The organism is Candidatus Desulfosporosinus nitrosoreducens (assembly GCF_030954495.1).
Lineage (GTDB): Bacteria > Bacillota > Desulfitobacteriia > Desulfitobacteriales > Desulfitobacteriaceae > Desulfosporosinus > Desulfosporosinus nitrosoreducens.
The window spans coordinates 51,546-69,503 of the sequence record NZ_JAVHUW010000026.1; the positions used below are offsets into that span (position 1 = coordinate 51,546).

The 17,958-nt window shown below is 47.1% G+C and carries 19 protein-coding genes, 1 tRNA gene and 2 riboswitches; of the genes, 15 read left to right on the top strand and 5 right to left on the bottom strand.

Annotation, left to right across the window (positions count from 1 at the left end):
* Nucleotides 1-150: 150 nt before the first annotated feature.
* Complete coding sequence (mscL, locus tag REC12_RS02950) at nucleotides 151-585, top strand: large-conductance mechanosensitive channel protein MscL (RefSeq protein WP_308892262.1); 435 nt, start codon at nucleotides 151-153, stop codon at nucleotides 583-585.
* Nucleotides 586-589: 4 nt separating this feature from the next.
* On the opposite strand, the gene REC12_RS02955 is transcribed toward mscL, so the two are convergent.
* Nucleotides 590-1,492 carry an RluA family pseudouridine synthase gene (locus tag REC12_RS02955; RefSeq protein ID WP_308892263.1) on the bottom strand — a complete coding sequence of 301 codons (903 nt, stop codon included), beginning with the start codon at nucleotides 1,490-1,492 and terminating at the stop codon, nucleotides 590-592.
* 241 nt (nucleotides 1,493-1,733) lie between these two features.
* On the opposite strand from REC12_RS02955, the gene REC12_RS02960 reads away from it, so the two are divergent.
* The 11 genes from REC12_RS02960 to REC12_RS03010 all read left to right on the top strand — a co-directional run bounded on the left by REC12_RS02960 (nucleotide 1,734) and on the right by REC12_RS03010 (nucleotide 11,438).
* Nucleotides 1,734-2,849: an aminopeptidase gene (locus REC12_RS02960; protein ID WP_308892265.1), complete on the top strand. Its 1,116-nt coding sequence runs from the start codon at nucleotides 1,734-1,736 to the stop codon at nucleotides 2,847-2,849.
* 165 nt (nucleotides 2,850-3,014) lie between these two features.
* Nucleotides 3,015-3,431 carry a hypothetical protein gene (locus REC12_RS02965; RefSeq protein WP_308892266.1) on the top strand — a complete coding sequence of 139 codons (417 nt, stop codon included), beginning with the start codon at nucleotides 3,015-3,017 and terminating at the stop codon, nucleotides 3,429-3,431.
* Nucleotides 3,432-3,500: 69 nt separating this feature from the next.
* Nucleotides 3,501-4,382, top strand: coding sequence for a diacylglycerol/lipid kinase family protein (locus REC12_RS02970; protein WP_308892367.1), 882 nt, complete (start codon nucleotides 3,501-3,503; stop codon nucleotides 4,380-4,382).
* 51 nt (nucleotides 4,383-4,433) lie between these two features.
* A complete protein-coding gene (locus REC12_RS02975) occupies nucleotides 4,434-6,029 on the top strand; it encodes a tRNA nucleotidyltransferase/poly(A) polymerase-related protein (protein ID WP_308892268.1) in 1,596 nt (531 codons plus the stop codon).
* A gap of 219 nt (nucleotides 6,030-6,248) precedes the next feature.
* Complete coding sequence (locus tag REC12_RS02980; RefSeq protein ID WP_308892270.1) at nucleotides 6,249-6,896, top strand: flavin reductase; 648 nt, start codon at nucleotides 6,249-6,251, stop codon at nucleotides 6,894-6,896.
* A gap of 417 nt (nucleotides 6,897-7,313) precedes the next feature.
* A riboswitch (Fluoride riboswitch) is annotated at nucleotides 7,314-7,376 on the top strand.
* A gap of 273 nt (nucleotides 7,377-7,649) precedes the next feature.
* The gene (locus REC12_RS02985; protein WP_308892272.1) at nucleotides 7,650-8,582 is read left to right on the top strand and encodes a hypothetical protein; all 933 of its coding nucleotides are present in this window, start codon (nucleotides 7,650-7,652) and stop codon (nucleotides 8,580-8,582) included.
* Nucleotides 8,576-8,646, top strand: a riboswitch (Fluoride riboswitch). It overlaps the preceding gene by 7 nt.
* A gap of 122 nt (nucleotides 8,647-8,768) precedes the next feature.
* Nucleotides 8,769-8,870: transfer RNA gene (locus REC12_RS02990), tRNA-Ser, on the top strand.
* A 194-nt stretch (nucleotides 8,871-9,064) separates the two neighbouring features.
* A complete protein-coding gene (gene spo0A / locus REC12_RS02995; protein ID WP_308892274.1) occupies nucleotides 9,065-9,865 on the top strand; it encodes a sporulation transcription factor Spo0A in 801 nt (266 codons plus the stop codon).
* Between the two features lie 53 nt (nucleotides 9,866-9,918).
* Nucleotides 9,919-10,125, top strand: coding sequence for a hypothetical protein (locus REC12_RS03000; protein ID WP_308892276.1), 207 nt, complete (start codon nucleotides 9,919-9,921; stop codon nucleotides 10,123-10,125).
* Between the two features lie 26 nt (nucleotides 10,126-10,151).
* The gene (locus REC12_RS03005; RefSeq protein WP_308892278.1) at nucleotides 10,152-10,598 is read left to right on the top strand and encodes a helix-turn-helix domain-containing protein; all 447 of its coding nucleotides are present in this window, start codon (nucleotides 10,152-10,154) and stop codon (nucleotides 10,596-10,598) included.
* A 294-nt stretch (nucleotides 10,599-10,892) separates the two neighbouring features.
* Complete coding sequence (locus tag REC12_RS03010) at nucleotides 10,893-11,438, top strand: NADH peroxidase (protein WP_308892369.1); 546 nt, start codon at nucleotides 10,893-10,895, stop codon at nucleotides 11,436-11,438.
* A 7-nt stretch (nucleotides 11,439-11,445) separates the two neighbouring features.
* On the opposite strand, the gene REC12_RS03015 is transcribed toward REC12_RS03010, so the two are convergent.
* Nucleotides 11,446-11,748 carry a hypothetical protein gene (locus REC12_RS03015; RefSeq protein WP_308892280.1) on the bottom strand — a complete coding sequence of 101 codons (303 nt, stop codon included), beginning with the start codon at nucleotides 11,746-11,748 and terminating at the stop codon, nucleotides 11,446-11,448.
* Nucleotides 11,749-12,071: 323 nt separating this feature from the next.
* Here REC12_RS03015 and queG point away from each other — a divergent pair, with 323 nt between their 5' ends.
* Complete coding sequence (gene queG, locus REC12_RS03020) at nucleotides 12,072-13,085, top strand: tRNA epoxyqueuosine(34) reductase QueG (protein ID WP_308892281.1); 1,014 nt, start codon at nucleotides 12,072-12,074, stop codon at nucleotides 13,083-13,085.
* A gap of 212 nt (nucleotides 13,086-13,297) precedes the next feature.
* Here the strand turns inward: queG and REC12_RS03025 are convergent, their stop codons facing one another.
* The 3 genes from REC12_RS03025 to REC12_RS03035 all read right to left on the bottom strand — a co-directional run bounded on the left by REC12_RS03025 (nucleotide 13,298) and on the right by REC12_RS03035 (nucleotide 16,979).
* A complete protein-coding gene (locus tag REC12_RS03025) occupies nucleotides 13,298-14,461 on the bottom strand; it encodes an aminotransferase class I/II-fold pyridoxal phosphate-dependent enzyme (protein WP_308892283.1) in 1,164 nt (387 codons plus the stop codon).
* Nucleotides 14,458-14,955, bottom strand: a complete 498-nt coding sequence (locus REC12_RS03030; RefSeq protein ID WP_308892284.1) for an Lrp/AsnC family transcriptional regulator — start codon at nucleotides 14,953-14,955, stop codon at nucleotides 14,458-14,460. Before REC12_RS03030 ends, REC12_RS03025 begins: the two co-directional genes overlap by 4 nt.
* Nucleotides 14,956-15,029: 74 nt before the next feature.
* Complete coding sequence (locus REC12_RS03035; RefSeq protein WP_308892285.1) at nucleotides 15,030-16,979, bottom strand: aconitate hydratase; 1,950 nt, start codon at nucleotides 16,977-16,979, stop codon at nucleotides 15,030-15,032.
* 266 nt (nucleotides 16,980-17,245) lie between these two features.
* Between REC12_RS03035 and REC12_RS03040 the strand changes: the two genes are divergently transcribed.
* Nucleotides 17,246-17,461: an FmdB family zinc ribbon protein gene (locus tag REC12_RS03040; RefSeq protein WP_308892287.1), complete on the top strand. Its 216-nt coding sequence runs from the start codon at nucleotides 17,246-17,248 to the stop codon at nucleotides 17,459-17,461.
* Between the two features lie 14 nt (nucleotides 17,462-17,475).
* A complete protein-coding gene (locus REC12_RS03045) occupies nucleotides 17,476-17,946 on the top strand; it encodes a tRNA (cytidine(34)-2'-O)-methyltransferase (RefSeq protein WP_308892289.1) in 471 nt (156 codons plus the stop codon).
* Nucleotides 17,947-17,958: the final 12 nt, after the last annotated feature.

Sequence of the window (17,958 nt, forward strand, 5' to 3'; positions counted from 1 at the left end):
TATTAAGTATTTAGTAGACATAATATCACTTTGTCTATAAAAAATCAAATGTAAGCATAATTTGGCTGTATTTCCAGTCAGTTTGTCTTTCTGTTCATAATTTAGTAGAATTTATTAATTAATGTTAGCTCAGGGAAAGGAGACATAGTTTTGGGACTTCTCAAAGAATTTAAAGAGTTTGCGACAAGAGGGAACGTTGTCGATCTCGCCGTTGGTATCATCGTTGGAGGCGCTTTTGGCAAAATCGTATCTTCCCTGGTTGCCGATATTATTATGCCGCCGATTGGGCTGCTGATTGGCGGCGTTCAATTTACGGAGCTTAAGCTGTGGCTGAGAAACGCTGTCGTGGATAGTTCCGGCAAGGTCGTTAAAGAAGCCGTAACGATCAATATCGGGAATTTTTTGCAGACTGTGTTTGATTTTCTGATCATTGCCGGGGCTATTTTTATGCTCGTTAAATTGTTAAACCGCCTCAACAGGAAAAAATCCGTAAAAACCGCTGAACCACCTGTTCCCAGTGTGGAAATACAGCTTCTTACGGAAATAAGGGATTTACTAAAGGAAAATAAACGGATGGGAGATTAGGAGTTTAAGGCTTTAAGGCTTTGAGCAGATCCTTAAGGTCTGCGGGAAAGGGTGCGCGGATCACAAGCGGAAGGCCGGTTGCGGGATGGAGAAAAGCATAGACAGAGGAATGCAGGGCCTGTCTGCCGATGAGGGTGGTATCGCCGCCGTAAAGATCGTCCCCCAGCAGAGGGTGGCCAAGGCTTTCACAATGAACCCGAATTTGGTGGGTTCTTCCGGTTTCCAAGGTAAACTCCAGGAAACTGACCCCGGCGTAACGGTGGAGGACCCGATAGTTTGTTCGTGCAGGTTCGCCGTTGTCCCGAATTTGGCGTTTAATAAAGCTATTGGCGGCAAAGCCGATGGGAGAAGCGATTGTTCCGCTGTTTTCCCGCAGGAGGCCCTGGACAAAGCCGACGTAGCGTTTGTGTATGTGACCGCGTTCCAACTGCCAGGCAAGCTGTTGGTGGGAAAATTGATTTTTGGCGATAATGACCACCCCTGAGGTGTTGCGGTCGATGCGGTGGATTGGACGGTACAGCCTGTGTTCTCCTCGGCCTTGCCAATACCCGACGACAGCATTCCCTAAAGTTTGGCAGGGATAACGATGGTTAGGGTGAACGACTTGTCCGACGGGTTTGTTGACGGCCAATAAGTAATCGTCTTCATAGAGAATATTGAGGGGCAGGTCTTCGCCCTCAATGGTTGTCTCTTCTTCCGCAAAAAGCTGAAGGGAAAGAACTTCTCCTTCTTTGCCCCGGGCGGTCAAATAGGTGAAATGTCCATCCACCCATACCCGCTCGCCTTCTTTCAGGTGCTGCAGGACCTTAAGGGAAAAGTGAAATTTGTGCTTGAGGATGGAAAGGTATTTTTGTCCGGCATCTTCGGATTGCAGACGGTATTCCCATAATGTAGTGCTTGAGTTCATGATGGCCTCCCCTGTTGCTAGGCTGATGAAATGAGTATGTCAAAGAGAATAGGATTATAAAATGTTGATAAAAAGGAAAATGATCAGGAATGAAGAATATAGGAAGGATACCCTGATCGATAGCAGTTTAAGATCCAAGGCCCAAATTCATTGTGCTGAATTTGGTGAAGACGAAGGACATTTCCCGCGCTCGGGTGAGTTTTGCTGCCCCTAAAGACGAACTGTGTAAGGAGGCTCCAATTTGAAAGATCCGCGTATTGAGAAACTAGCCAATTCTTTAATTAATTATTCCGTTGCTTTACAACCAGGCGAAAAAATCCTGATTGAGGTGATAGGGTCTGATTTTTCCCTGGTCCAGGCGCTTGTACGCCACGCCTACCAGGCGGGAGGTATGCCGTTTGTTTCTATTATAGATCATACCTTAATGCGTGAGTTATTAAAAGAATTCACGCTCGAACAAGCTGAAGCCATGACCCGCTGGGATCTGGCGCGGATGCAGGAGATGCAGGCCTTTATCGGAATTCGGGCCATAAAAAATGCCAACGAATGGACCGACGTTCCTAGTGAAGCCATGAAACTGTATTCGTCCTACTATCAAAAAAAAGTGCATCTTGAGCAGCGGGTAAGCCATACTCGCTGGTGCATCTTAAGATATCCCAACGCGTCTATGGCCCAGTTAGGGATGATGAGTGTGGAAGGGTTCGAGGACTTTTATTTCGATGTCTGCAACATGGATTATGCCAGGATGTCGCAGGCCATGGACCCCTTGAAAAAATTAATGGAAAAAACAGACCAAGTGCGGATTTTAGGACCGGGCACGGATCTGGCCTTTTCCATCAAAGGGCTGCCGGCGATTAAATGTGATGGTCTGATGAATATTCCCGACGGGGAAATATATACGGCACCGCTTAAAGAGTCTGTCAACGGGCGGATTAGTTATAATACTCCGTCTTCTTATCAGGGATTCACTTTTGAAAATATTGTCCTGGAATTTGAAAACGGTAAAATTATCCAGGCAACCGCCAACGATACTCAACGTATTGAAGAGATTTTTAATACCGATGAGGGAGCACGTTATGTCGGAGAATTTGCCTTGGGCGTGAATCCTTTTATCCTGAAACCAATGAAAGATACTCTCTTCGACGAGAAGATTGACGGCAGCTTCCACTTTACTCCCGGGTCCAGCTATGATGACTGCTATAATGGCAACAAGTCGGCTGTGCATTGGGATTTAGTCTGCATCCAAAGGCCCGATTATGGCGGCGGTGAAATTTATTTTGATGGAAAGTTAGTCCGCAAAGACGGCCGTTTTGTTTTGCCTGAATTGGCAGGTTTAAACCCTGAGAATTTGAAATAATAAGCAGGGCAAGTCTTGGGAAAATCTCCGGAAAACTTAAGCATTTAGCCCGCCGTTTCCATCAAGGTTAATTATGAACTTTAAGATCAGGGACTTCGTCAGGGGGTACTGCTAAGGGGTAAGCTGATGGAAAGAGGATTAATTTGAATAGAGCCGGAGGGTATTATGCTTAGTAAACTGCTTTCTGTTTTTTTGGGTGTGGTTCTATGGGGACTGGGCGCTTATTTGGATGTTGTTGTGGCGCTGGGCAGATATGGCCTTGGGGGATTATTGGCGGGTGCCTTTATTGCCTTAGTACTCTTAATGAGGAAAGCTTTTGGGCTCAAGAAGACGAGTCTCGATCTCTGGGTTCTTATTTTCCGGGGGTTAGCTTTGGAAACGCTTCTTTTTCCTATTGCCAATCTTGTGATGGTGTATATGTTGAATAAAAGCTTACCCTACGATGAGACGAAGGCTGTGCTGATCGTAAGCTGCCTGATTACCGCCATTTTAGCAGGGGCCTTTTTCCTTGTCGCCTATTTGTTGAAGACAAAGATTCAACGGTTGCGTACAGGTTTGAGCCGGAAAGAGTCGGAAGGATAGGAAATCTCACCAGGGAAGTGAAAGAAACGTGTGCAGATAACGACAGATAAGGAGTCGATTTCCAAAAACATGCTGAGTAAACGCTTGCGTTTGATCTACAATCCCTATGCAGGTCGGCGTAAATTAACAGGACAACTGGATACTGTGATCCGGATTTTTCAGGAAAGCGGACATGAAGTCAGCGTTCACCGGGCTTCTTCGCCGGAAGATATCGAAGAAACGGCGTCCCGCAGCTGGGATGTCGATCGTCTGGTGATTGCCGGCGGAGACGGCAGCATTCACCAGGTGGTTAATGGCTTGGTGACGATTCCGGCGGCTCAGCGTCCCGCTTTAGGTATTTTGCCCGTGGGCACGGCTAACGACCTGGCCTATGCTCTTCATTTGCCCAAGAGTATACCCGAAGCCTGCAAAGTTATTGGCCGGGGCAATATTTACAGTATGGATACGGGCATGGTCAATAACCGCTATTTTGTAAATGTTGCCAGCGCCGGACTTTTAACGGATGTCTCGCAAAAGGTGGACCTGAGGGTGAAAAATTCTTTAGGTCAATTGGCCTATTTTCTCAAAGGGATTGAGACCCTTCCGACTTATCGGCCTTTCGGGGTGGAGTATGAGTATGACGGTCAGCATTATCACGAAGAAGTGATTCTCTTTATGGCAGTTAACGGTCTTTCTGTCGGCGGAATCAGACAGCTGGTACCCAGAGCTTCTTTATCGGACGGCAAGCTGGATATTTTAGTGGTTCCGTTAGTTGGCTGGCCGGAGACTCTGCGCATACTCCTGAGGATTTTGCGGGGGGAACATGTCAGCACGCAAAAAATGAAAGAATTTCAGGCTTCGGAGTTAACGGTGCATACGGATCGCCCTATTCATTCAGATCTTGATGGAGAGCTGGGCCCGGAAAGCACTTGGCGCATCAGTGTCGGATCTAAAATTTCTGTGTTTTGTTGAAGGAAATTTTAGATTGAAGCAATTATTTTCCAAGGGATAGGGAGGCTTTTCATGTGTGGCACATCCTTTCAGCAGGAAATTTTAGAACGTTTAAGCCGCTTAAGTCCAATCTATAAAGTCGGTGGGTCTGTGCGTGATGCCCAAATGGGAATGCCTTCCCAAGATGTCGATGCCGTTATGGCCTTGCCTTATGAAGATATCTGCGCAGCTCTGCTGCAATGGGGATATACCCCGCACTCTCTCGGTGCGGAATTCCAGACGGTCAGTCTGTTCCGGGAAACAGAGCGTTTGGATATAGTGTCTTTCTCAGGAGAACTGGAAGCAGATGCTTTGCACAGAGACTTTACCATCAATGCTATCTATCAGGATGTCCGGACCGGCGAACTAAAAGACCCTTTAAATGGGCTGCGGGATTTAAGGGAGCGACACTTGAGAGCTTGCGGCAAGGCCTCGGACCGCTTTCAGGAAGATCCGCTGAGGGTGTTGCGCTTGATTCGGTTTGCCGTTCATTATAAATTGGAGATTGAGAAAGAAACCTGGCAGGCTGCTGTGGAGCATGTGGCCCAACTGGCCAGGACCTCCTTGGAGCGGGTTACCGCAGAACTGGGCAGGCTTTTGATTTTGGAGGATGTCGGTCAGGCTCTTGAGTTCCTGGACCGTTTAGGTTATTTTCAGTCTCATATTCCGGAATTGGCCAGGCTTAAAGGCTTAACCCAGAATCGTTATCATACCAAAGACGCCTGGGAGCACACTCGTCATGTTGTTATGAATACTCCCCCGCAAATTGTTTTGCGTCTGGCAGCTTTATTTCATGATCTGGGGAAATGGGAAACGGCCAGCCGGGAATGTTACGCTTGGGGAACTCTTCACCAGAAAAATAATTCGTATTACCTGAATGAATTCAAACTGATCGGCAAAAAGCTGGAGTCTTGGCTGAACAAAGAGGTAGAAATCCATGGGGGACGATTGGACCATTATCCGGACGTTCTGATGGTAAAGCATATCAAAGCAAGTACGGCAATCCCCGGGCAGCCTTTTGCCTTGGTTCCGGAAGGAAAGCGGCATTTTCTGCAACATGAAAAGGAGAGTGCACGACTTACCAGGGAGATTTTCCCGCGCTTCCGCTGGAGTATGGTGCTTCCGGGAGGAAGTTCCGGGGAACAGGAGGTTGAGTATTTAGTAGGGCATCATATGCTGGGGACCCTAACTTTTATGACTGAATTGCGGGAGGGGTCCGATTCTGAAAAAGTTGCCTTAAAATCCCGACGTTTTGCCTGGGAGGTTGGCTGGAATGGGCAAAGATTTGAGCCGCAGCGTGTAGAGAATTTACTGGAACTTTGGCAGGCAGATTTTCTGGGCGGAAAACAGCTGAGTGACGATGACTTTAAACGTTTAAAAGGAATCCAGGAGGAAATTAAACGTGCCTGTTCTTCTATGGTTCAGAGAGAGAAGACTCTTGATTGGAAATTCTTCGCCGGCTTTGCCCGGGAAAAAGGCTTGGAGAAAGAAAGGTTCGGCCAGTTTAAAGAGCAGGTCCGCAAGGTGTTGATGATGGAACCTGAGCTTAGTTTGGAGAATCGCGATTTATTAGAACGTGAATACCGATCATTTGCGCAGGCTGAAACGGCTCGCTTCCACAAGGGTTAATTGGAGGAATTTTGAACAGAATTCTAAAAGAGGGCAAAGCTGGCTGTGAAATGTATGAGGCTTCTAACCCGGGAAAAAGAAGGTTTTAACCTCCAGCGGAATTTAATCCCGCTAAGCGTAAATGTGAAGTTTCATGCGGTTGAGGGGCAGTTGAAAAGTATTCCTTGACCCATATATAGTCTGAGTTTATCATTATTTCAAAAAGGAGAGATGCTTTTTATGGAAAAACGTTGGCGCTGTGATGTTTGTGGTTATATACATACCGGGGACAATCCGCCGGATGTTTGCCCCATCTGTGGTGTTGATGCCAGTCATTTTCAATTAGTTGTGGAGGAAACCGGGACCAAGACGGCTCCCCAAGTTCAACCGGCTGCGAAATCTGAGAAAGCACAGCCGGATCGCCCGACGGCAATTCGCCAAGCACTTTATAGAATTTCTTACGGGCTCTTTATCATTACAGCCCAGGCAGAGGGCCGGGATAACGGACAATGCGCCAATACTTGTTTTCAGGTTACCTCTGATCCGGCGAGAATAGCTATTGGCATCAATAAAGGGAACCTCACCCATGATTTAATTCAAAAGAGCGGCAAATTCGGTGTATCGGTGTTGAGCCAGACGGGTCAGGACTATGCCCGCAAGTTCGGATATCGCTCGGGACGTGATGCCGATAAATTTCAAGGGGTGGCTGTCCATCGGGGAGAATCGGGAGTTTTATTGCTGGATGACGTCCTGGTGACTATGGAAGCCAAGGTTATGGGTCAGTTAGACGCGGGAACCCATACTCTTTTCCTGGCTGATGTCAGCGGAGCGGAGATTCTTCAAGAAGGGGACCCGATGACCTACGCCTTTTTTAGAGCCAGTAAATAAACCTCTTTTCAGGTAGTACTAACTGCAGACCGCGGAGATGCAAAGATAATTTGGAAGGTAAACTAATGAGGCTAGTTCCTGTTAGGCAGAATTACCTGAAGTTAAAAGATAGAGGGGTAAAAAATAGCCGGATCGCTTGGAAAACAAGAGATTCGGCTGTTTTTAAAATGTCCTGTTATTTAAGTTTTTTGTTAAGTCTAATTTCGTGCATGAACGAAATTTTGTAAATCAGTCCAAAAAGCTCATAAAGCAAAAAGCCGGTTTTTCTTACTCTAAAAGGATTAACCGGCTGAACTAGTTTGGCCTGTGAGCCGATCAACCCGCTGCAAAAAGATGACTTCAAGAGGAGACTTGAAGAATTAATTAAAATTTCCACAATAAACTTGAATCTGACCAAAGATAAAGATAAAATAATATAAATCAAGGGGTGATGGAGCTCACCCAAAAATGCTTTTTAAAGCTGATGGCTCCTATCAGACAAAACTGATAGGCGCTTTTTTTATGGCAATTTTACGCTAAGGGATTGTGCGAAAACCATAATCGAGGTCTGGGTACTGAGTACCTGAATTCATATAATGCCGGAAAGGAAGTGAAGGACCAAAGTTTCTGAACAGAGTAAACACCACGATTAACTCTAGCATTGCTGTTCATCGTAGGGATATCCGCTCAGAGGCTGGACGAAAAAAATGCATTTTAAAGTTAAGGAGCAGGCGGCCGGGGATTTAGCCGCGGGGCTCCTGGAGCGCGGGTAAAATGATCACCGAAAACCAGGAGTCCCTAAATAAACGGATTAACGAGGCTATTGACAGGTTAAGCGCCCTCCGGGATCTTAAGCAGGCCGTTCTTGATCTGGAGGCATGCGGACCGATTGCTGTGGAGCCGCTCCGGAAGTTTCTTTTTACCCGTGACCGCAGCGGAATATTTGAACCGCGCTGCCGGGCTGTGGAAGTCCTGGCGGCTTTGGGCGCCAAGGAAGTTCTCATGGATTTCCTGGCCCGCTTTAGGCCAAAACTCGTTCCAGGTTCAGAAATAGGAAATCTGAAATCAGAAGTTGAAATTGAAGAAGAACCTTCGTTCGGAAAGGAACACCTATACTCGAACTTTGATATTCCCGATCCCGTGGAGCAGGCCGGCGATGAAGCTGTTGCCAACGCGGTAGCCCGTGCCCTGATGAAATGGCCGGACGATGATGTGTTTACGCTATTGTTGGAAACCACAAAGCGCAAGCTGCTCGCCGGCGTCGTGGAAGCACTTGGAGAATATCGTCGCCCGGAGGTCATTCCTGTATTTGCCAGCGCTCTGGGGGATGATTTTTACCGGCCGGCGGCGGAAAATGCTTTTCGTAAGCTTGGTGTTCAGGCTTGCCCGTGTTTATTGCAATTGGCCGCTACAAAGACCCCGACGCCGGAGGCGGAATCAGAGTCCAGCCGGCGTTGGCGGCGCAGCGCTTTAAGACTGTTTGCGGAGTTGCATCAGGGGGAGGATTTGCCCGCTTCCGTCTGTTCCTTGATGACGGACGCCGATCCGCAAATTGCGCTCTTGGCCTGTTCCCTGCTTTTGCCGAGGGTTTCCGGTACTGAACGGGAGAAGGTGGCAGCACGTCTCGTTGACTTGCTTGACAATACCGATTGGCTGTTCCGCGCCGAAGTAGAGGAACTGTTGATTCGTTATTCAATAATTCAATAGATGGGAATGAAGTTTCCCTCGGATTCGCCGAAATGCTTAAAAAGCTGATGACTTCTAAACAGAAATCATCAGCTTTTTAAGTGCGCTACGCAGGGCGGTTAATTCTTTGAACCACTAACCCAATGCTCGAACGCTTGGAAATTCAGAACTGATTGATACATCAACAAAGGCCTATTATTGTCGTATGGGGGCGTTGTAAGGGAAAAGAATTTTTTAAACTATTGCGTAATTAATTTTTGGGTATAGCTTAAAAGATTTTTGTGGGTTCGAATCCCACCACCCCCGCCATTATTATTCCCAGAGAATTTCAAGATTTTTAATTTTATTAATGCAACTAAAGCTTTTTGGCCAACTAGGAGTGGCGGGCATTCATTATTGACTTAGGAACATTTTGGGAGCTCACAAGGTTTGGTTAACTTGTTTGGTGTTTAATGAGGTATCTGGATTAAATAAGAGAAGCATTACGTAAAGGGTGAGCAAATATGGATAGACCTATTCGGGTATTATTGGCGGATGATAATAGAGAGTTCATTGAGGTTTTAAAAGCTTACATAAAAAATCAGGAGGATATGGAATTAGTTGGTGTTGCTTATAATGGGAATGAAGCATTTGAACTAATCGGTCACAAATCTCCTGATTTATTAGTCTTGGATATGATCATGCCTCAATTAGACGGCCTGGGTGTGTTGGAAAAGCTCCAACATGAGAACCACAGACCACATGTTATTATTGTGTCTTCCTTGGAAAGAGAATTGATAAAACAGTTGGCAGTAAATCTGGGCACTGATCATTACCTGGCAAAGCCTTTTGATCTTCACTTGCTGGGTCAACAAATTAGGCAGTTATGTGGTGACAACACTATTAAGAGCTTGACTGGTTCAATCGTAGCCAACAGAGCTATAGCTCAAATAGTCAATGGGAGTCCGGTAAATTTAGAAATTGAAGTTACTCGTATCATACAGCAGGTTGGTGTACCGCCCCACTTGAAAGGTTACCAGTATTTGCGTGAAGCAATTTTAATGGTTGTAGAAGAAATCTCACTGTTGGACGCTTTTACCAAAGAACTCTATCCCAAAGTAGCTCTAAAATATCATACTACTCCTATTCGGGTTGAGCGGGGAATTCGCCGCGCTATAGAACGGGCTTGGGATCGTGGAAATACACAATCGGTTAACCGACTATTTGGCTATACAGTAAATATGGGTCGAAGTAAACCGACTAATTCTAAACTTATTGCAATTGTAGCTGATAAATTGAGAATGGTACAGTTATTGAAAAAATGACCGTTAAAAGTAAATCTCTCGCCACTTGTGGTGAATGGAAGGAAGGGTTGAGAATGGGGTCATTACTTATCAATAAAAACGTTATTATTATGGGTTTAAGAAATAAATGGAGTATAGCCTGGGGTATTGCCAAGGCGGCACATGAAGAAGGCGTCAATTTGATGGTCATGGGGGAACGAAAACTGGTATTAAGGCTAAATCGCTTAAAGAATGATTTCTTTTACCCAGGGTTTGTCGGACATCCTGTCCGATACACATAATACATATAGGGAGGTGCCTACTGGAGATGGAGGGTTATTTTTCCGTTGAGGAAGCAGCAAGTCGCCTGGGAATTTCGTCGGCCACTGTACGCCGCCGCATTCGGAAGGGCGAATTAAAAGCCGTTAAAGAGCAAGGCCATTATGGTGAGCAGTATTACATACCCATTGAAGAAGTGAACACCGCTCAAACGACACCCGATATTGTGCCATTAGTTAAACCACCACTCGATCCTATTGAACTGGACGAGAAGATTAGCGCGGCGGTCCGGAGAGAGAACGAAGAATTACGCCAGGAAATAAGGGGGCTACGCCAAGAACTAGCCGACCTGGAGAAACAGCAGGAAGAAAGGGTACAAGAACAAGGCGGATGGATTATTGCCCAAATCCATGCTGTCTTGGAGGAAAAGAAGAGGCCGTGGTGGTCACGACTTAAGGGTAAAAACATTAATAATAATTCTGTCCATGAGAGGTGAATCTTCTGAACAATGAACAAACAATAGAAAAAATTTCTAAAATCTATCTTGACGTTCGGATTCTAAGATGACTTTACTTACACCTTCCGGAAAAATCGAACTGTTTAACTTTATGATATTAAAGTGGATGTTCGACCTGCTTGAACGATGTCCTCAAACTAAAATTTACCCGCTAAAAATTCCCCTTAAAAAGTCTGGGATGATAAAAAATAACACTTGATTTTGGTTTAAATTAATTGTAATATGAGAACATAAATTAATTGATAATATTTTGAGGGGGATAAAGAAACAATGATGAAGAAATTTGTTTGTTCAGTTTGTGGCTATGTCTTTGAAGGAAATGAAGCGCCGGAACAATGTCCGCAGTGTAAAGCTCCCAAAGCCAAATTCTCTGAGAAAATGGAAGGGCCTTTACAGTGGGCAGATGAGCATAAAATCGGAGTAGCCCAAGGGGTAGACCCTGAAATCCTCGAAGGTTTAAAAGCTAATTTTATGGGAGAATGTACTGAAGTCGGGATGTACCTAGCCATGAGCCGTCAAGCAGACCGGGAAGGCTATCCTGAAGTCGCCGAAGCTTATAAAAGAATAGCTTTGGAAGAAGCGGAACATGCGGCGAAGTTTGCGGAGTTGCTTGGAGAAGTGGTCTTCGCGGATACTAAAAAGAATTTAGAGGTCAGAGTTGAAGCTGAATTCGGAGCCTGCCAAGGCAAAAAAGATATTGCGACGAAAGCTAAACAGTTAAACTACGATGCGATTCACGATACGGTGCACGAAATGTGCAAAGATGAAGCAAGGCATGGAGCCGCTTTTAAAGGTTTGCTGGACAGATATTTCAAATAGATCACTGTTATGATAGGGCGCAGCTCCATGAGCTGCGTCTTTTTATAATCCCTGAGTCAGGTGTCTCGCCCGCAAAAGTTTTGTTTTCCCGGATATCTGACGCGGAATTAAACCAGTTCACCAGGTTTGCAATCTCTTCCTGGGTTGCCTTTTTCTCATCCGTATGTCCACTCCATAATGTCAGACTGGAAATGTTTTCAACCTTTATTGGGCGGTGCAAATTTGAGCTTCTGCTATAGGCCCAAATACCTGCACAGATCAGAAGCAAGACAATTAGCACTATCCCTATGGTTAAAGATTTTCTCTTCAATGTCATCCTCCTCACTAAAATATCTTAGCTCGCAATTTGGAATTAATTTCTACTAAATCCCTTTAATTCTTGTTATTATATACTAAATTAATTACAGGCTAAAATACCAAAAGTTAACTGAACTTAGAAAACCGGTGGTACGTAAGGAAATGAAAGCGAGAAAGGCACCTCGGCCTCTGAATTTGTCTACTCAGGATCACTAAATTATGTGCTTTCCCTCTCCATTTTCAAATCCAGATAGCGGTCTTCCGTTTTTTGTTGTTTATTTTTAAACCGCTGAGTTACAATGGTAAATAGATAAACCCTGGGGAGGATAATTCACGGTGTTTGACGAAGGGCAGAACTGGAAAGTAAAAATAACCAACTGGCTTTTCGATCTAGGCTTTGTCGCTGTCGGATTTACCGGCTCGAAGCCGATTGAAGGCCTTGACCTCTTATTACAGACTCGTTTTGAGCAAAATATGGCAACACCTTTTGAAAATAAGGAGATTAGGTTAAGAGTAGATCCTAAAGCGGTTTGGCAGGATTGTAAAGGAATAGCGGCTCTGGCCTATCCGCTGCCCCACACAGTCGGGCCGGTCCAAGGAGAGGGGGTTTTGGCCCGCTCAGCGGTTGGGGGAGACTATCACCGCGTTGTAAACCAAAGGTTAAAAGAGTTGAGCGAGAAAATGGTGGCTGATCATTGGCCTGGTGAGCTGCGCTGGCAGGTGGATACGGGGCCGCTCGTGGAGCGGGCCTTTGCTTTGCGGGCAGGGATTGGCTGGATCGGAAGGAACCAGCAGCTTATCATACCGGGCTACGGTTCCTTTGTAAGTTTAGCTCTGCTCCTTCTGGACCGGGAGATCCCCAGCGATGAGGAGATCACTAATCAGTGCGGCAATTGCCGGAAATGCGTACAGGTTTGTCCGGCCCAGATTCTGGGCAAGGAATTGTTTGCAGCTCAAAACTGTTATTCCTACCTTACCCAGAGCAAAGATGTACTGGCAATGGGCGCAGGCCAAGGACTAGGCCTGCGAATTTTCGGCTGTGACACCTGTCAGGAGGTTTGTCCCTATAATCAAACCTGGCTTCAGGAAGAATTAAAGGATTTATCTCCGGCCAGGCCCAAACGCGGGGTTGATTTGCTGACTGCTTTGAGCATGACGAAGGGAGAGTTTAAAAAAGATTTTTTCCCGACAGCAGCCGGATGGCGGGGCAAAGGAGTCTTACAAAGAAATGCTTTTCTGGCCATGCGCCAGGCACAAGACCCTCGGCTTAATTCGTGGTTAACCGCTGGAGAAAAATCACAAATGCCGCCGATTTTAACTCCCTATTTGCAGGACAACGGAGAAGAATAGCCATCTGCAAAGCAGGAGATTTGCAAAGAATATCCCCAAAAACACCCCAAGAATATACGGGCTGCCCCAAAATAGAAGATTTCTATTTCGAGGCAGCCCTAAAAAATTCCTAAGAGTATTTTATACAGTCTGACTTGAAAAAATCTCAAAACCCGTAAGGAAGGCAGCTTCGCCCGCAAGAGTGAACTCATTTCCCGGAGAGGCGGTAAAGCTCAAACCAACCGGCGCTGAACAAAGCGGGTGATTCGCTCCAGGGCTTCTTCGAGCTGTTCAAGAGAGTAAGCGTAGGAACAGCGGATAAAGCCTTCGCCGGAAGGTCCGAAAGCGGTCCCTGGGACTACGGCCACCTTTTCTTCTTTTAAAAGCTCTTCGGCAAAGCTTTCCGAGGACAGCTTTGTCTTGGATATATCGGGAAATACATAGAAGGCACCTAAAGGTTCAAAACAGTCCAGTCCCATGGACCTGAAGCCATGTACCATAAGGCGGCGCCGGCGGTCATAGGCTGAAACCATTTCGTTCTTAGCCTCGGAAGCCGAACGCAAAGCTTCCAAAGCAGCGATTTGTCCGGTGATCGGAGCGCAGAGCATAGTGTATTGATGAATTTTAGTCATGCCGCTAATGAGGTCGGGATGACCTGCCACGTAGCCGATTCTCCAGCCTGTCATGGCATAAGATTTGGAAAAGCCGCTGACGAAGAGAGTGCGGTCGTGCATCTCCGGCAGACTAGCAAAAGAGGTATGGGTACCCTCGTAGGTAAGGTCGGAATAGATGTCATCGGCCAGGACGAGGAGATCATGCTGTTTTACAAACTCAGCGATGGGCAGAAGGTCCTCGCGCTGCATAATGGCCCCGGTCGGGTTGTTGGGATAGGATAAAACCAGGAGCTTAACCTCGGGAGAATAGACCTTGGCTAAGTCTTCCACCCGCAAGCGGAAATTTTCCTGAGCATGAGTCGGAACATAGCGCACGCCGGCTCCGGCTAAGGTTGCACAGGGGGCGTAGGAGACATAAGAAGGGTCGGGAACCAAGACAATATTTCCCGGTTCCAGAACCGCGCGCATCACCAGGTCCACAGCTTCACTGGCTCCCGTTGTAATCAGGATTTCTCGCAAAGGGTCGTAAGAAAGGCCCAAAGAAACGTTGAGATGGTGGGCAAGTTCTTCACGCAATTCCAAGAGCCCGGCGTTGCTGGTGTACATGGTCTGCCCCTGTTCAAGGGAGAAAATGCCGCTCTCCCGCACAGTCCAGGGGGTGACAAAGTCCGGTTCGCCGACCCCTAAGGAGATGACGTCTTTCATGGTCGCTACGAGATCGAAAAACTTGCGGATGCCCGAAGGCGGCAAATTGGCGACATGGCTGGCAAGGTAGCGGTTCACGGAGATATCACGAGACGTTGCAGCGTCTCTTCTTCACCCAGAAGTTCCACTCCGTCCTGTTTATAGCGGCGCAGCACGAAGTGGGTGGCGGTACTTTGAATGTGCTCCAAGGGAGCGAGTTTTTCCGCGACAAAAAGAGCAACATCCTGCATTGTTTTGCCTTCAATGAGCAGAGTTAAGTCGTAGCCCCCGGACATTAGCATCAGAGATTTAATTTCAGGAAATTTTTGCAAACGCTTGGCGATTTTATCAAAACCGTATCCCCGCTGGGGTAACACTCGAACTTCAATGAGTGCGGCTACTTTTTCTTCGCCCGTTCGTTCCCAGTTAATCAAGGGTTGATAACCGACAATCACTTTTTCCTTTTCCCAATCCTTAATGCGCTTTTGGATGTATTCCGGGCTTAAGCCGGTTTGCAGAGAAAGCTCCTCCGGTCCTAAGCGGCAGTCTTCGGCTATAATTTTAAGCAGTTTGCGATCGTCTGATGTAAGCATTAGATTCACCTCTTCCAAGAAATTATACAACAAATCATATCATAACTTAGAACAACGTAAATTACAATATTGTTTTATATAACAGAGGTTGTATTAGAGGCAGAATTGGCTGAAATTTTGGTTTCATTCAGCAGTCCGCCGGCGAGGAGAATTTTTGCCTGACGCTCGGTGAGATCGTGTTTTACTAAAATGGGGGTTGAACTGTTATCCGGAACAAGAGCAAAGGGCTCTGAAGACTGAATGGCTTGGTGGAGGTCGGTAAGCTTCAGAACCATTCCGGGTTGTAGGCGGGCTAAGTCTTCTTCATGAACAAAGGTCAGCGGCAGAATGCCAAAGTTAATGAGGTTGGCGCGATGGATGCGCGCAAAACTTTGGGCTAAAACGACTCGCAGTCCCAGATACATAGGGGCAAGTGCGGCGTGTTCCCGGCTTGAACCCTGACCATAATTGTGTCCGGCAATGATGGCGCTTTGTTTAAAACCTTTGGCTTTTGCTGCAAACTGAGGATCGAGTTTATGAAAGACAAATTCTGCAATAGCCGGGATGTTGGAGCGGAGGGGGAGGATCTTAGAGCCGGCGGGCATGATATCGTCCGTTGTCACATTGTCTCCTAATTTCAGGACAACCGGCAGGCTAAGTTCATTGTCAAGTTTGGGAGCCAGGGGAAGAGGCTGAATATTTGGCCCGCGCCGGATTGGAGTATCGGGATCTCCGGGGGGAATGATCATGCTGTCATCAATGCGGAATTGCTGCGGGAACTCGATAACCGGCGGAAGTCCGAGAGTCCGCGGGTCGGTGATAAAGCCGGTCAAGGCGCAGGCTGCGGCAACTTCCGGACTTGCCAGAAAGACCGAAGCATCCTGAGTTCCGCTTCGCCCCAGGAAGTTGCGGTTAAAGGTGCGGACTGAGACAGCCTGGGAAACGGGGGATTGCCCCATGCCGATGCAGGGGCCGCAGGTTGATTCGAGCAGGCGTGCTCCGCTGTCAAGAAGGTCGGTTAAAGCCCCGTCAGCGGCAAGCATGCTTAAGACTTGGCGGGAGCCCGGAGAAATTACCAGACTCACGTTCGGGTGCACGTGTTTTCCTTTCAGGATCTGACTTACGCGCATTAGGTCCTGGTAGGAGGAATTCGTGCAGCTGCCGATGGCTACTTGGTTGACGGGCAGCCCGGCGCGTTCACTCACGGGAACGACATTGTCAGGGCTGTGGGGCTGAGCGACCATAGGAACGAGACCTGAGAGATCAAGTTCCAAAGTTTCGTCATAAGAAGCGTCCTCATCGGCAGAGAGAGCGACCCAATCATCAGCCCGTCCCTGTGCTTCCAAAAAGCGCAGGGTTTGTTCGTCACTGGGAAAGATCGAGGACGAGGCCCCTAGTTCGGCGCCCATGTTGGTGATGGTTGCGCGTTCCGGTACAGTGAGGGTTTTGACCCCGGGTCCGGCATACTCGATGATTTTGCCCACGCCTCCTTTGACGGTAAGCCTGCGCAGTATTTCTAAAATAATATCCTTGGCGGAGACCCACTCGGACAATTGTCCGACCAGCCAGACGCGCAGGACTTTAGGATTAGGCAGGTAAAAAGCTCCTCCCCCCATGGCTACGGCAACGTCAAGCCCGCCGGCGCCCATGGCCAGCATTCCCATTCCGCCTGCCGTTGGAGTATGACTGTCTGAGCCAAGCAGAGTTTTTCCCGGTTGGGCAAAGCGTTCAAGGTGAACCTGGTGGCAGATCCCATTGCCGGGACGGGAGAAATAGGTACCGAAACGTGCGGCCGCACTTTGTAAAAAAGCATGGTCATCGGCGTTCTCGAATCCGGTTTGCAGAGTATTGTGATCTATATAACTAACCGAGCATTCGGTGCGGACTCTGGCGAGGTTCATGGCTTCAAATTGCAAATAAGCCATCGTGCCTGTGGCGTCTTGGGTCAATGTTTGGTCAATCCGCAAAGCGATTTCGCTGCCTTGGTTTAAATCGCCGGATACCAGGTGAGCTGCGAGAATTTTTTGAGTTAGGTTCTGTCCCATGGTAATACCTCCTTCGAATGATATTTACTTTACCAAAAAGCTCAAGCAACATCCAGAGCTTCCGGGAAAGTATACAAAATATCTGAGCCGGAAGCGGCAATGGTTGAGAATTTGCTATAATTGTCTATAATTTCAATGTAAGTTTAAAATGAAAAAAGCAGATTATAGTTTGGGTTTGTAATAATTTCAGGTTATAATAGTAAATGATCGGCTAAATGTTCGCGAGCTTCAAGGTAGCTGCTAAATAGCCAGGGAGGTATATTATATTGCCTATCTACGAATTCGAGTGTCCGAGCTGCGGTTTGCTGACTACAGAATTATGCAAAATGGGGGAAAATGGAGAATCCCTGACCTGTCTCGGCTGCGGACATGAAGGGCTTTGGAAACAAGTATCCGGCTTTGCCAGTCCTGGGGTCTCTAAAGGAAGAAGTGCCGGATCTTGTTCACCGGGCTGTCACGGGAACTGTGCCGGGTGTCATTGAAAGGGGAACAGATTTTGAACAGTCGACTTAACATTGTTTTGGTTGAGCCGGAGATCCCGCCGAATACAGGGAATGTGGCTCGGCTTTGTGCTGCAACGGGAGCTGCCCTTCATCTGGTAAAACCTCTTGGTTTCAGTATTGATGATAAGCAATTGAAACGGGCCGGATTAGATTACTGGCACCTGCTTGATATTTTTTATTATGAGAATTTCAGTGATTTTGAGGAAAAGAATCCCAACGGTACCCGTTACTTAGCAACGACAAAAGGTGGCCGCTGGCATAGTGATATAGTCTACGAACCCGGGGGATATTTGATTTTCGGGAAAGAAACCAAAGGATTGGCACCGGAAATCTTAGCGCGTTATCCGGATAAAACCGTGAGATTGCCGATGCGGGCGGAGGCGCGTTCCCTGAATCTGTCGAATTCCGTGGCTGTAGTTGTTTATGAAGCATTGCGTCAATGGGGATTTCCGAGTCTTGTTTAGAAAGAGGGAGAA